We start from the raw sequence: 12,345 nt of genomic DNA, 5'->3' as shown, positions 1-12,345 counted from the left end.
CTTTGCGTGGGCGCAGGAACCGCGACGGATCCGCCGACTACGCTGGTCGGGTGAGTACGCAGCGGGTCTTCGTCGCGCGCCTGACCGGGTGCGCCGTCTTCGACCCGTCGGGAGACCGTCTCGGACGGGTCCGCGACGTGGTCGTGATCTATCGCAAGGACGACCCTCCTCGAGTGGTCGGCCTCGTCGTCGAGATCCCGGGCAGACGCAACGTCTTCCTCTCCATCGGACGGGTCACCTCGATCGCGAGCGGGCAGGTCATCACGACGGGACTCATCAACGTGCGCCGCTTCGAGCAGCGCGGTGGCGAGGTTCGCGTCATGACCGAGTTGATCGGGAGGAACGTCCACCTCACCGATGGCTCGGGCCGCGCCGTCATCGAGGACGTCGCCATCGAACGCGATCGCCTCGGCGAATGGCACGTGGGCCAGCTGTTCCTGCGTCGTCCCAAGACGAGCGCGTCGCCCTTCGCGAAAGGCCCGACGACGTTCGCGCAGTGGGACGAGGTGCGCGAGCAGCAGGTCGACGGTGAGACGCAGTCCGCGGAGCTCCTGGTCGCCTCGTACTCGGAGCTGAAGCCCGCCGATCTCGCCAACACGCTCCTCGACCTGCCCGAAGATCGTCTTCTCGAGGTCGCGGAGGAGCTCCCCGACGACCGCCTCGCCGACGCGCTCGAAGAGATGCCGGAGGACGACCAGGTCCACATCCTGGAGGCCCTGGGCGACGAGCGCGCGGCCGATGTCCTCGACGCCATGGAACCCGACGACGCGGCCGACGTGCTCGGCCAGTTGTCCGATGCCCGAGCCGGCCAGCTCCTGGACCTCATGGAGCCCGAAGAAGCCGAGGACGTCCGCGCGCTCCTCGTCCACGGCCCGGACACCGCCGGTGGCCTGATGACGAGTGAGCCGATCGTCCTGTCCGCCGACGCCACGGTCGCGGAGGCTCTCGCCCTGATCCGTCGTCACGAGCTCCACCCGGCTCTCGCAGCCGCCGTGTTCGTGACCCTTCCGCCCTACGAGACTCCGACGGGGCGTCTGCTGGGTGTCGTCCACTTCCAGCGGATGCTGCGGTACCCGCCTCACGAGCGCCTCGGCGCGATCATCGACGACACGGTGGAGCCCGTGACGACGGCCGCCAGCGCCGCCGAGGTCGCGCGCCTGCTCGCGAGCTACAACCTCGTCTCGCTGCCCGTGGTCGATCAGGCGCGCCACCTCGTCGGCACGGTGACCGTCGACGACGTCATCGACTACCTCCTGCCCGACGACTGGCGTTCGCAGGACGCCCCGCGCCAGGTCACGGAGCCGCGGCGATGATGGCACGCGCGCCGAAGTCCGGCTTCGAGGCTCCCCGCGGTCGCCGGGCGAGCGTCCTCACCCGAACGCCGCAGCCCTCCCGCGACCGATTCGGTCGATTCACCGAATGGATCGCCCGGGCCATGGGGACGCCCGCGTTCCTGTTGATCCTGACACTGTTCTGCGTGGCCTGGATCGGCTGGAACACGGTGGGTCCCGAGACGCTCCGCTTCGACGACGCCGCGCTGGGCTACACAGCCCTCACCCTGGTGCTCTCGCTGCAGGCCTCGTACGCGGCGCCGCTGATCCTCCTCGCGCAGAATCGGCAGGACGACCGCGACCGCGTGCAGATCGAGCAGGATCGCCAGCGCGCCGAGCGGAATCTCGCGGACACGGAGTACCTCGCCCGCGAGGTCGTCGCCCTGCGGATGGCCCTCACCGACATGCAGAACGACGTGGTCAACCGCGATGTCCTGCGTCAGGAGTTGAGGACGCTCCTGGAGCGCCTCGACGAGCGCGATGCCGAGCGCGACACCGAACGTCGCGGCGACGATCCACCGTCCTCGTGAGCGCCGTCGCTGCAGAACACGTCCGCCGGGCGGTGGCCGCGGTCATCGATCCCGAGCTGCGCCGCCCGATCGGCGAGCTCGACATGGTCCGCGACGTCACCGTGGAGGGCGCCGTCGCTCGCGTCGGCATCGCGCTGACCATCGTCGGATGCCCGGCGGCCGATCGGATCGGACAGGACGTACGGGATGCCGCGGCATCCGTCTCGGGCGTGAGCGAGGTCACTGTCGACGTCGGCGTCATGACTCCCGCGGAGCGGTCCGCACTCGTCGAGCGCATCCGCGGCACCCGGCGGATGGCCTTCACGGCGGACTCCCTGACGCGGGTCATCGCGGTCACGAGCGGCAAGGGCGGTGTCGGCAAGTCCACCCTCACGGCCAACCTCGCCGTCGCGCTCGCCGCGCGAGGCCTCGCGGTGGGACTGATCGACGCCGACGTCCATGGGTTCTCGATCCCCGGACTCCTCGGTCTGGTCGGCGACGATGGGCGCCCCCCACAGCCGACGCGGCTCGACGACCTCATGCTTCCACCGGTGGCGTACGGCGTGAAGACGATCTCCATCGGGATGTTCCTCCCCCCGGATGCCTCCCCTGCCGTCGCGTGGCGAGGCCCCATGCTCCACCGCACGGTGCAGCAGTTCCTCACCGACGTGCACTTCGGGGATCTCGACGTGCTCCTGATCGACATGCCGCCCGGTACCGGGGACGTCGCGATCTCCGTCGGGCAGCTGCTCCCCCACGCCGAGGTGCTCGTCGTGACGACGCCTCAGGCGGCCGCCGCCGACGTGGCCGTCCGTAGCGGCGTCGTGGCTCGCCAGACCGGCCAGTCGATTCTCGGCGTGATCGAGAACATGGGGGCACTGACGTTGCCCGACGGCACGACCCTCGACCTCTTCGGCGACGGCGGCGGCGCCGCGGTTGCCGGCGCCTTGTCGTCCGACGACGATGACGTTCCGCTGCTCGGGTCCGTCCCTCTCAGCCCGGCATTGCGCGAGGGGGGCGACACCGGAGTGCCCGTCGTCGTCGGCGCGCCCGACGACATCGCGTCTCAGACGATCTCCCGCATCGCCGGCGAGATCGTGTCGACGCGGCGATCATTGGCGGGACGTTCGCTTCCGGTCTCCCGCGCCTGACCGGACTGACACGACGACGGTCGCGTCAGGTCGCCTCTGAATCGAACGGCACGCCCGTCGCCACGTCCTCCGTAGCGGTGGCGGTGGCCGCCGGTGGCTCCGCCACGGCGACACCGGTGGCCGCTCCGAGTGTCGCCGTCACCGGCTTCACCGGGGCATCGTCGATGAGGGCCTCACGGATGATCCGGCGAGGATCGTACTGGCGCGGGTCGAGCTTTCGCCATTCGATCTCGTCGAAGTCGTCGCCCATCTCTTCTTTGACACGGGTCCTGGCGCCGTCGAGCCACTCGCGGACCCGTCGGGTGAGGCGCGCCAGCGAGGCGGCGTACCCGGGGAGACGCTCGGGTCCGAGCAGGAGGGCCGCGATCAGACCAATGAGGAGGATCTTCTCCAGATCGAGCCCGAATGACATGGTTCCCAGGTTACCCGTGCGCCTGGGGGTTCAGCGGTGACCGCGCGCCTAGGCTGAACGTGGAGGTTCACCACATGGGAGATCACGAGGCGGTTCGCCGGTTCGCCGCAGAGGCGACGGTCGAGACCGATGCCATCGCGCGGGCGCGCGCACACGCCCTCGAGATCGGCGCCAATCCGATCAGCCCCGAGGTCGGTGCGCAGTGCGCGGTCATCGCCGCGACCAGCCGCGCACTGAACATCGTCGAGATCGGGACCGGTGGTGGCGTGTCGGGGCTGTGGCTCCTCCACGGTTCGCCGCGCGCGACGCTCACCACCATCGACAAGGAGCCCGAGCACCTCGCCGTGGCGCGGAAGGCCTTCACCGACGCCCGCGTCCCGCCTGCCCGCGTGCGCTTCATCACCGGTCGCGCAGCCGACGTCCTCCCCCGGATGAACGAGGCGTCGTACGACATCGTCCTGATCGACGCCGACCCCGAGGGGGTCATCGAGTACGTGGAGCACGGCCTGCGCCTCGCTCGCGCGGGAGGCACCGTTCTCGTACCGCGTGTCCTCGCCGGCGGGGCGGTCGCCGATCCGGTCAAGCGCGGACCGGTGGAGAGCGCCTACCGCTCGCTGATCCAGGAGACTCAGTCCTCCCCGGCCGTCCTCGGCGCACTCTCCATCGTCGGCGAGGGCCTGCTCCAGCTGACGACCGTCGCCGACCCCACCTGAATCCGTCTCGAGACAGCGTCCAGGGATGACGAAAGGCCGGCCCCGAGGGGCCGGCCTTTCGTGTCGATCCGGGGTCAGGCGGCGCCGACGACCCCGCTGAGAACGCTGTGGAGTTCCTTCGCTTCGTCATCGTTCACCGAGACGACAAGTCGACCGCCCCCCTCGAGCGGAACACGCACGATGATGAGACGGCCCTCCTTGACGGCCTCCATAGGTCCGTCTCCGGTGCGCGGCTTCATGGCTGCCATTGTGGGGCTCCCTTTCGTCTTCGGCCTACCCCATTAGTCTACCCAATGGGGTGATCCCCTTCGGCGCGCGCGGCTCTCAGCGGACGCTTATCGTCATGGAATCCGGAAGAACGTGTCGCCGAGTGCGAGCATCTCGTGGATCCAGAACCACTGACTGCCCAGGCAGAGCAGGAGGACGCCGATCCGCCACCAGCTCGAGCGAGGCACGGCGACGGCTGCCGCCACGGGCGTCAACGGCAGGAGGAGTCGGAAGATGCTCGACTGCGGAAAGAAGACCGCCAGCAGGTATACCAGGTAGCTGGCGCCCCACAGCCGGATCTCCGGTCCCAGTCTCCGCACCTGCGGCGCCCGAACGAGAAGCACCGCCACGCCGACGACGAGCAGGACGAGCGCGACGGGGCCCCACGACGGCGGTAGCCCCCAGATCCCGAACCAGATACCCGCTGCCTGAATGAACCCGGCGAAGGGAAGGAAGTGCTCCTCCGACCCGACCCAACTGCGTCGCCAGGCGAGCTCGGTGTCGAGGTAGGCGGCGGGGTCCCCCGTCACGATGCCGGCGATCACCTGCCAGGAGAAGCCGACGATGGTGGCCAGCGCGCCGAGCCCGATGATGTGGACGATGTGCGACGTCGGCAGCGGATCCTGCCCGCGCCGAACCCACCGATGGATGCCGTACAGCCCGATCAGCAGGGCGAACGCGAGGACCCCGGGCCGGGTGAATCCCATCAGGACGATGAGCGGGTAGATCCAGCCGAACCGCCGGCGCACGAGCGCCCGGAGGGCGAGGAAGAGCCAGAGGAGTAACAGCGACTCGGCGTAGCCCATCTGGAACAGGGCGGCGAGGGGACCATTGGCGAAGAAGACCACCGCCCAGAGTGCCGCGGTTTCACCGATGCGCTGGCGGAGCAGGAGGAACAGGACGACGGATGCCGCGTACCCCGCGACGACGGCCAGCGCGATCGCTCCCGCCGGGTAACCGCCGAGGACGGTGCCGAGAGCACGCGCGAGCCAGGGGTACACCGGCATGAACGCCCAGGCGTTCTCGGCGACCTGACCGGAGTCCGACACGGGGAGCTGGGTCGGATAGCCGCGGTCGGCGATGACCCAATACCACTGGGAGTCCCATCCCATCGCGAGCGAGGGGATCGTGGCATCCGGGCCGAATCGCGACGTCGGTCCCGACAGCTCCGCAGCGATCCAGAAGAAGAGGGTGGTGACCAGGCGCGCCGTGACGTAGACCGCGGCGACCGTGCCGGCGATGGAGGCGGTGGTCCTCAGTCGCCGCTCAGCCATGCCCGCAGACCCCGCTCGACATCCTCGATCTGCGAGAGCGGCACCCGCTCCTCGTCGTGGTGCGCGAGGGACGGGTCGCCCGGGCCGTAGTTGACGGCGGGCACACCCATCGCGGAGAACCGGGCGACATCCGTCCAGCCGTACTTCGGCTTGGGTACCGCCCCGACCGCAGCGACGAACTCCTGCGCGAGCGGCGCATCGAGCCCCGGACGGGCGCCCTCGGAGAGATCGACGACCTCGACCTCGAAGCCGGCGAAGACGTCCCGGATGTGCGCGGCGGCGGCCGCGGCATCCTTGCTCGGAGCGAAGCGATAGTTGACGTCGACCTCGCACGCGTCCGGGATGACGTTGCCTGCGATCCCACCGCGGATCGCGACGGCGTTCAGTCCTTCCCGATAGAGCAGCCCGTCGACCTCGATCTCGCGTGGTCGGTACTCCGCGAGGCGGACGAGGACCGGCGCGGCCTTGTGGATCGCGTTCTCGCCGATCCACGCCCGGGCGCTGTGCGCACGCACGCCCGTGGTGCGCACGACGGCACGGAGCGTGCCGTTGCACCCGCCCTCGACCTCGCCGTTCGAGGGTTCGCCGAGGATGGCGAAGTCCGCTTCGAAGAGATCGGGGCGGGATGCCGCGAGCCGATTCAGCCCGTTGAGGTCGGCCGCGACCTCCTCGTGGTCGTACCACATCCAGGTGATGTCGACCCGGGGGTCGGTTAGTTCAGCGGCGAGCTTCAACTGCACCGCGACGCCCGCCTTCATGTCGACCGTGCCGCGGCCCCACAGGAACGACTCGCCGTCCTCGTCGACGTCACGGGTGGGGACGTTGGCGTTGATCGTCACGGTGTCGATGTGCCCGGCGATGGCGACGCGCTGCGCGCGTCCGAGGGAGGTGCGGGCGATGATCGTGTCGCCGTCGCGGTACACGTCGAGGTGGGGCAACGCCGAGACGGCCTCGAAGATCGCATCGGCGAGGACGGTCTCGTCGTCGGACACGCTGGGGATGTCGCAAATGGCGCGCGTCAGATCGACGGCGCTGGAGCGGAGGTCGAGCCGGGGCATGACGTCGAGTCTAACGACGGGCCGTTAGCCTGGAATCATGAGCGACGCGCGGTGGGTATGGGGTATCGGTCTGGCCACGACGAGCGGGGACGGTACGGTGCTCGACACCTGGTACCCCTCTCCTGCCGCCGGTCGCGCCCCCGCAGACGTCGACTCGAGTGACCTCGCCGCCTACGCCGGGCGCGATGAGCGACGCGGCGTCACCGTCGAGGTGGTCGTCGTCGAGATCGACCTGGATGCCGCTCCTACCGGCACATCCGATGCGTACCTGCGCCTGCACGCGCTCTCCCACCTGCTGGTGGCCCCGAACGACCTGAACCTCACCGGGATCTTCGCGCACCTGCCCACCGTCGCGTGGACGAGCGCTGGGCCGGTCCACCCCGACGATCTCACTCGTCTGCGCCCCGGGCTGCAGCGCGCGGGGATCCAGGTGAGCGGTCTCGACAAGTTCCCCCGCCTCACCGACTACGTCGTCCCCGCAGGCGTTCGGATCGCCGACGCATCGCGCGTCCGTCTCGGCGCTCACCTCGCACCCGGCACCACGGTGATGCACGAGGGATTCGTGAACTTCAACGCGGGCACGCTCGGCGCCTCCATGGTGGAGGGCCGCATCTCGCAGGGCGTCATCGTCGGCGACGGCAGCGACATCGGCGGCGGTGCCTCGATCATGGGCACGCTGTCCGGCGGCGGCGAACACCGCGTATCGATCGGTCAGCGGACCCTCCTCGGCGCCAACGCCGGCATCGGCGTCTCGCTCGGCGACGACTGCATCGTCGAGGCGGGCCTGTACGTGACCGCGGGCACGAAGATCGTCCTCGCCGGCGAAGCCCCGCGTCACGACGGTACGCGTCCGACGGCGAAAGGCGCGGAACTGTCGGGACAGGACGGCATCCTGTTCCGTCGCAACTCGCTCACCGGAGCGGTCGAGGCCGTGCGCCGCGAAGGTGTCGGCGTCACGCTGAACGCCGACCTGCACGCCTGAGGCGCTCAGCCCCGCAACACCGCCGCGCGGGCCTCACGATGGTCGTCCTCGGTGATGACCCCGCGCGAGCGTAGGTCGTCGAGCTCAGCGAGACGCATCTCGATCGTCGGCGCCGGCTCCGCCGCCGGCTCCGGTGACGGCGTGCGCGTCGAGGACGAGAAGGCATCGCTCCGAAGCACTTTAGCGGCGATCGCCGCATCCACCGTGAAAGGGTCGACACCGGCATCCTTCAGAATCCGATGCTTGCGCACCGCGACGACGATCCCGAAGACGGCGACAGCGATGATCACGAGGGTGACGAGGCCGAAGAGGACGCCGAACGCGTCTCCCGCATGGGCTCACCCTAGCGGGCGACGAGCGCGTCAGTGCGAAGTGGGGTAATCCCGCTCGGAAGCGCCCGTGTACAGCTGCTGCGGGCGTCCGATCTTCGTCTGCGGATCGTTCTGCATCTCGCGCCAGTGCGCGAGCCAGCCGGGCAGACGCCCGATCGCGAACAGCGGCGTGAACATCCTCGTCGGGAAGCCCATCGCCTTGTAGATGACGCCGGTGTAGAAATCGACGTTCGGGTAGAGACGACGCTCCTTGAAGTAGTCGTCGCTGAGCGCGATCTCCTCCAGTTCGTTCGCAAGGGCCAGGAGCGGATCCTCGACACCGAGTTCGCGGAGCACCTCGTCGGCGGACTCCTTCACGAGCTTGGCGCGCGGGTCGTAGTTCTTGTAGACGCGGTGACCGAAGCCCATGAGCTTCACGCCGTCTTCCTTGTTCTTGACGCGCTCGACGAAGCGCTGCACGCTCTCCCCCGAGTCGCGGATGCGGCCCAGCATGTCCAGGACGGCCTCGTTCGCACCGCCGTGGAGCGGGCCGTAGAGGGCGTTGATGCCGGCGGAGATCGAGGAGAACTGGTTGGCGCCGGTCGAACCGACCAGGCGCACCGTCGAGGTCGACGCGTTCTGCTCGTGGTCGGCGTGCAGGATGAGCAGCCGCTCGAGGGCACGCGACATCACCGGGTTGATCTCGTACGGCTCGGCGTTGTTCCCGAAGTTCAACTTGAGGAAGTTGTCGACGAAGCTCAGCGAGTTGTCCGGGTAGAGGAACGCGTGCCCGATGCTCTTCTTGTGCGCGTAGGCCGCGATGACCGGGAGCTTGGCGAGCATGCGGATCGTGTTGAGCTCGACGTGCTCCGGGTTGTGCGGGTCGCTCTGCCCTTCGTAGTACGTCGAGAGCGCCGCCGTCGCCGCCGACAGCACCGACATCGGGTGGGCGGTGTGCGGGAGCGCCGAGAAGAAGTGCTTCAGGTCTTCGTGCAGGAGCGTGTGCCGGCGGATCTTCTCGTCCCAGCCCGCGAGCTCGTCCGCCGTCGGCAGTTCACCGTAGAGGAGGAGCCAGGCGACCTCGAGGTAGGTGCTGTGCTGCGCGAGCTGCTCGATGGGGTATCCGCGATAGCGCAGGATGCCCTGATCGCCGTCGATGTAGGTGATCGACGATTTCGTCGACGCCGTGTTCACGAACCCGTAGTCGAGCGAGGTGTGCCCGGTCTGCTTCGTGAAAGACGAGAAGTCGACGCTCGGGACGCCTTCGGTACCGGCGACGAGCGGAAGCTCTGCGGTCGTGTCACCAATGGTCACGGTGGCCATCTGGGGGGTGTCCGCGTTGGTCACGAAGCCTCCTTGCGGTCGTCGGGGCGGTTTTTACAGCCTAACGGGGTGTGAGCGCGTCTCCGAACGCCGCCAACGAATCGCGGCATCCGTAGGAGAGAACCTACGAAGCGGATGCCGTCAGGCGCGACGCGGCCTGCGCGATCCGATCGTCGGTGGCCGTCAGGGAGAAGCGGACGTGCTCGGGGAAGTGCGTGCCGTAGAAGTGCCCGGGCCCCGCGAGGATGCCGAGCTCCGCGAGCCGGCCGAGCGAGGTCCACGCGTCCTCCCCCGCCGTCGCCCACAGGTACAGGCCACCCTCGCTGCGGTCGATCCGGAATCCCGCAGCCTGGACGGCGGGCTTCAAGACGTCACGACGAGCGCGGTACAGGGCCTTCTGGTGGTCCACGTGCGCGTCGTCCTGCAGGGCGGCGATCATCGCGGCCTGCACGGGAGCGGGGACCATGAGTCCCAGGTGCTTCCGCGCGGTGACGAGGCCCGCGACGATGTCGGGGTCACCCGCGAGGAAAGCCGCTCGGTAGCCCGCGAGGTTCGACTGCTTGCTCAGCGAGTACACGGACAGGAGGCTCGTCGCGTCACCGCCGGTCACACGGGGGTCGAGGACGCTCGGCACCGCGGCATCCGCCCACGGGCCGTCCCACCCGAGCTCGGCGTAGCACTCGTCCGAGGCCAGCACGGCACCCAGCTCTCGCGCCCGGGCGACCGCACGGCGGAGTTCGTCGACGCCCAGAACGCGTCCATCGGGGTTCCCCGGTGTGTTCAGCCACACCAGACGTGTTTCCTCGGGCCACTCATCCGGGTCGTCCGAGGCGAGCGCCTCGGCTCCGACCAGACGGGCACCCACCTCGTAGGACGGGTACGCCGCGCGCGGATGCACCACCGTGTCGCCCTCTCCGAGGCCCAGCAGCAACGGCAGGAGCGCGACGAGCTCCTTCGAACCGACCGTCGGGATGACGTGCGACGGCGTCAGTCCCAGGACGCCCCGACGCCGCGCGTACCAGCCGGCGATCGCCTCACGCAGAGCACGCGTTCCGACCGTCTGCGGGTACGAGTGCGCGTCGGTCGCCGTCCGCAGAGCGTCGGCGACGACCGAGGGAGTCGGATCGACCGGCGAACCGATCGAGAGGTCGACGATGCCGTCGGGGTGCTGCCGAGCGCGCTCCGCGTACGGGGCGACGGCGTCCCACGGGTAGTCGGCGAGATCGTGGACGCTCATCGGTGGATCAGTGCGCCTGCGGCGGAAGTCCCGCGATGACGGGGTGATCCTTCGCGATGACACCGACCTTGGCCGCGCCACCGGGCGAACCGAGGTCCTCGAAGAACTCCACGTTCGCCGTGTAGTAGTCCTGCCACTCGGCGGGGAGGTCGTCCTCGTAGTAGATGGCCTCGACGGGGCACACCGGCTCGCAGGCGCCGCAGTCGACGCACTCGTCGGGGTGGATGTACAGCGAGCGTTCGCCTTCGTAGATGCAGTCGACGGGACATTCGTCGATGCAGGCTCGGTCCTTCACATCCACGCACGGGAGAGCGATCACATACGTCACAGGACGAGTCTAGTTCGTGGATCGGAGGCGGGACGCCGTCGGCCAGGCAACGATGAGCGCTGCAGCCAACGGGACCAGGAACGTCCAGATGAGACCGGGCGTGATGACCGCACCCTCCGGCGGTGCGGGGACCACGACCGAGCCGCCGGGGCCCTCGTTGGCGAAGACGAGCGTCGCGAGCATCGCGCCTACGCCGCAGGCGAGGGCCGACGTGCGCTCGCCGGTGAGGGTGCGGACAGCGATCAGCAGGGCGACGAATCCGACGGAGGCGACCAGGAGGCCCACCGGGACGACGCCCCAGACGGCGGCCTGCCCGATCGTCCCGGCCACGCCGTAGACGACGCCGATGACGGCGGCGAGCACCCAGGTGGCGATGCGGGCGATAAGGGCGTTCACCCGCCCAGTCTAGGCGCGCGGCCTGTGTGTCCTCAGGCTGCGAGGCCGCCCCACCGCAGGAGCGCAGCGACGACAGCCGCGGCCACCACCACGAGGAGGAACGGTGCTCGAAGAGCCAGGAGGCCTCCCGCGACGAGCACGGCAGGCACCCGAGCGTCGACGACGATCGCCTGCCCGACGCCCAGTGTCTGGACGACGACGAGAGCGGCGAGGAGGGCGACGGTGAGCAGATCGATCGTCCGCGACGGCCGAGGCGCCTCGAACCAGGCGGGCGGAACGAGATAGCCCGCTGTCTTGAGCGCGACGCAGACGATGGAGGCGAGAAGAACGGAGTGCCAGAGCGTCATGCGGCCTCCCCCGGCGTCGTCGTCGTCCGGGAGCCGAACCAGTTGGTCCAGCCGACCACGATCGCCACCAGCGCCGCGACGAGCACCGGCACACCCGGCATCAGCGCAGGCGTGAGGACCGCGGCCACCACGGCGGCGGCGGCACCCACCGCGATCGCCTGGCGTCGGCGCAGGCGCGGCCAGAGCAGCGCGAGGAAGGCCGCCGCGGCCGCGGCATCCAGTCCGTAGGCCTTCACATCGCCGAGCACGTCACCCAGCAGGGCGCCCGCGAGCGTCGTCACGTTCCAGCCGAGGTAGATCCCGACGCCGGTCACCCAGAACCCGATGCGGCGGGCGCGGGCGTCCGTCTGAGCGAGAGCGACCGCCGTCGATTCGTCGATCGTGAAGTGGGATGCCGCGGTCCGACGCCAGAAGCCGTCGCCGACCACCGGCGACATCCGCAGACCGTACGCGACGTTGCGGATGCCGAGGAGCCCCGCCGACGCGATGGCCGCTCCGGGGAGCCCACCGCCGCCGATGACACCGACGAACGCGAACTGCGATCCGCCGGTGAACATCAGAAGGCTGAGCACGCACGTCTGCCAGACGTCGAGTCCCGACGTCACCGCGAGTGCGCCGAACGAGACGCCGTAAGCGCTCGTTGCCAGCACGACTCCGAGGGAGTCACGCCAGGCCCGACGAGTCGGCGGCTGCTCCCCCGTCACCG

The 12,345-nt window shown here is 69.5% G+C and carries 16 protein-coding genes; 5 read left to right on the top strand and 11 right to left on the bottom strand.

Annotated features, from left to right (window positions below):
* Nucleotides 1–50 precede the first annotated feature (50 nt).
* From BBA86_RS03540 to BBA86_RS03530, 3 genes are read left to right on the top strand one after another with little or no spacing between them, the layout of a single operon-like run.
* Nucleotides 51–1,313, top strand: coding sequence for a magnesium transporter MgtE N-terminal domain-containing protein (locus BBA86_RS03540; protein WP_065570317.1), 1,263 nt, complete (start codon nt 51–53; stop codon nt 1,311–1,313).
* Nucleotides 1,313–1,861: a DUF1003 domain-containing protein gene (locus tag BBA86_RS03535; protein WP_065570316.1), complete on the top strand. Its 549-nt coding sequence runs from the start codon at nt 1,313–1,315 to the stop codon at nt 1,859–1,861. Before BBA86_RS03540 ends, BBA86_RS03535 begins: the two co-directional genes overlap by 1 nt.
* Entirely contained in the window at nt 1,858–2,991 is a 1,134-nt protein-coding gene (locus BBA86_RS03530; RefSeq protein WP_065570315.1) for an Mrp/NBP35 family ATP-binding protein, read from the top strand. The genes BBA86_RS03535 and BBA86_RS03530 overlap by 4 nt, the downstream gene beginning before the upstream one ends.
* Nucleotides 2,992–3,016: 25 nt before the next feature.
* Here the strand turns inward: BBA86_RS03530 and BBA86_RS03525 are convergent, their stop codons facing one another.
* Entirely contained in the window at nt 3,017–3,403 is a 387-nt protein-coding gene (locus BBA86_RS03525) for a translocase (RefSeq protein WP_065570314.1), read from the bottom strand.
* Between the two features lie 74 nt (nt 3,404–3,477).
* On the opposite strand from BBA86_RS03525, the gene BBA86_RS03520 reads away from it, so the two are divergent.
* Complete coding sequence (locus tag BBA86_RS03520) at nt 3,478–4,116, top strand: O-methyltransferase (RefSeq protein WP_065570313.1); 639 nt, start codon at nt 3,478–3,480, stop codon at nt 4,114–4,116.
* A gap of 74 nt (nt 4,117–4,190) precedes the next feature.
* Here the strand turns inward: BBA86_RS03520 and BBA86_RS03515 are convergent, their stop codons facing one another.
* From BBA86_RS03515 to dapE, 3 genes are all read right to left on the bottom strand, one after another.
* Nucleotides 4,191–4,364, bottom strand: coding sequence for a DUF3117 domain-containing protein (locus BBA86_RS03515; RefSeq protein WP_064506455.1), 174 nt, complete (start codon nt 4,362–4,364; stop codon nt 4,191–4,193).
* A gap of 93 nt (nt 4,365–4,457) precedes the next feature.
* Nucleotides 4,458–5,657, bottom strand: coding sequence for a hypothetical protein (locus tag BBA86_RS03510; protein WP_065572164.1), 1,200 nt, complete (start codon nt 5,655–5,657; stop codon nt 4,458–4,460).
* Nucleotides 5,639–6,715: a succinyl-diaminopimelate desuccinylase gene (gene dapE, locus BBA86_RS03505; RefSeq protein WP_065570312.1), complete on the bottom strand. Its 1,077-nt coding sequence runs from the start codon at nt 6,713–6,715 to the stop codon at nt 5,639–5,641. The genes BBA86_RS03510 and dapE overlap by 19 nt, the downstream gene beginning before the upstream one ends.
* A gap of 37 nt (nt 6,716–6,752) precedes the next feature.
* Here dapE and dapD point away from each other — a divergent pair, with 37 nt between their 5' ends.
* A complete protein-coding gene (gene dapD, locus BBA86_RS03500; RefSeq protein ID WP_065570311.1) occupies nt 6,753–7,697 on the top strand; it encodes a 2,3,4,5-tetrahydropyridine-2,6-dicarboxylate N-succinyltransferase in 945 nt (314 codons plus the stop codon).
* Nucleotides 7,698–7,702: 5 nt separating this feature from the next.
* On the opposite strand, the gene BBA86_RS03495 is transcribed toward dapD, so the two are convergent.
* The 7 genes from BBA86_RS03495 to BBA86_RS03465 form a co-directional block, all read right to left on the bottom strand.
* The gene (locus BBA86_RS03495; protein WP_065570310.1) at nt 7,703–7,987 is read right to left on the bottom strand and encodes an SHOCT domain-containing protein; all 285 of its coding nucleotides are present in this window, start codon (nt 7,985–7,987) and stop codon (nt 7,703–7,705) included.
* A gap of 72 nt (nt 7,988–8,059) precedes the next feature.
* Nucleotides 8,060–9,331, bottom strand: coding sequence for a citrate synthase (locus tag BBA86_RS03490; RefSeq protein ID WP_065572163.1), 1,272 nt, complete (start codon nt 9,329–9,331; stop codon nt 8,060–8,062).
* 124 nt (nt 9,332–9,455) lie between these two features.
* Nucleotides 9,456–10,568 (bottom strand): succinyldiaminopimelate transaminase, encoded by a 1,113-nt coding sequence (gene dapC / locus BBA86_RS03485; RefSeq protein ID WP_065570309.1) that lies wholly within the window; start codon nt 10,566–10,568, stop codon nt 9,456–9,458.
* A gap of 7 nt (nt 10,569–10,575) precedes the next feature.
* Nucleotides 10,576–10,896, bottom strand: a complete 321-nt coding sequence (gene fdxA, locus BBA86_RS03480; RefSeq protein ID WP_018188277.1) for a ferredoxin — start codon at nt 10,894–10,896, stop codon at nt 10,576–10,578.
* A gap of 9 nt (nt 10,897–10,905) precedes the next feature.
* The gene (locus tag BBA86_RS03475; RefSeq protein WP_065570308.1) at nt 10,906–11,292 is read right to left on the bottom strand and encodes a DUF6113 family protein; all 387 of its coding nucleotides are present in this window, start codon (nt 11,290–11,292) and stop codon (nt 10,906–10,908) included.
* A gap of 32 nt (nt 11,293–11,324) precedes the next feature.
* Complete coding sequence (locus BBA86_RS03470; protein WP_065570307.1) at nt 11,325–11,639, bottom strand: branched-chain amino acid transporter AzlD; 315 nt, start codon at nt 11,637–11,639, stop codon at nt 11,325–11,327.
* A complete protein-coding gene (locus BBA86_RS03465; protein ID WP_065570306.1) occupies nt 11,636–12,343 on the bottom strand; it encodes an AzlC family ABC transporter permease in 708 nt (235 codons plus the stop codon). The genes BBA86_RS03470 and BBA86_RS03465 overlap by 4 nt, the downstream gene beginning before the upstream one ends.
* Nucleotides 12,344–12,345 lie beyond the last annotated feature (2 nt).

This window comes from Microbacterium oleivorans (assembly GCF_001691565.1).
GTDB lineage: Bacteria > Actinomycetota > Actinomycetes > Actinomycetales > Microbacteriaceae > Microbacterium > Microbacterium oleivorans_B.
The sequence above is the reverse complement of the archived record's forward strand: the minus strand, read 5'-3'. Positions and strand labels throughout refer to the sequence as shown.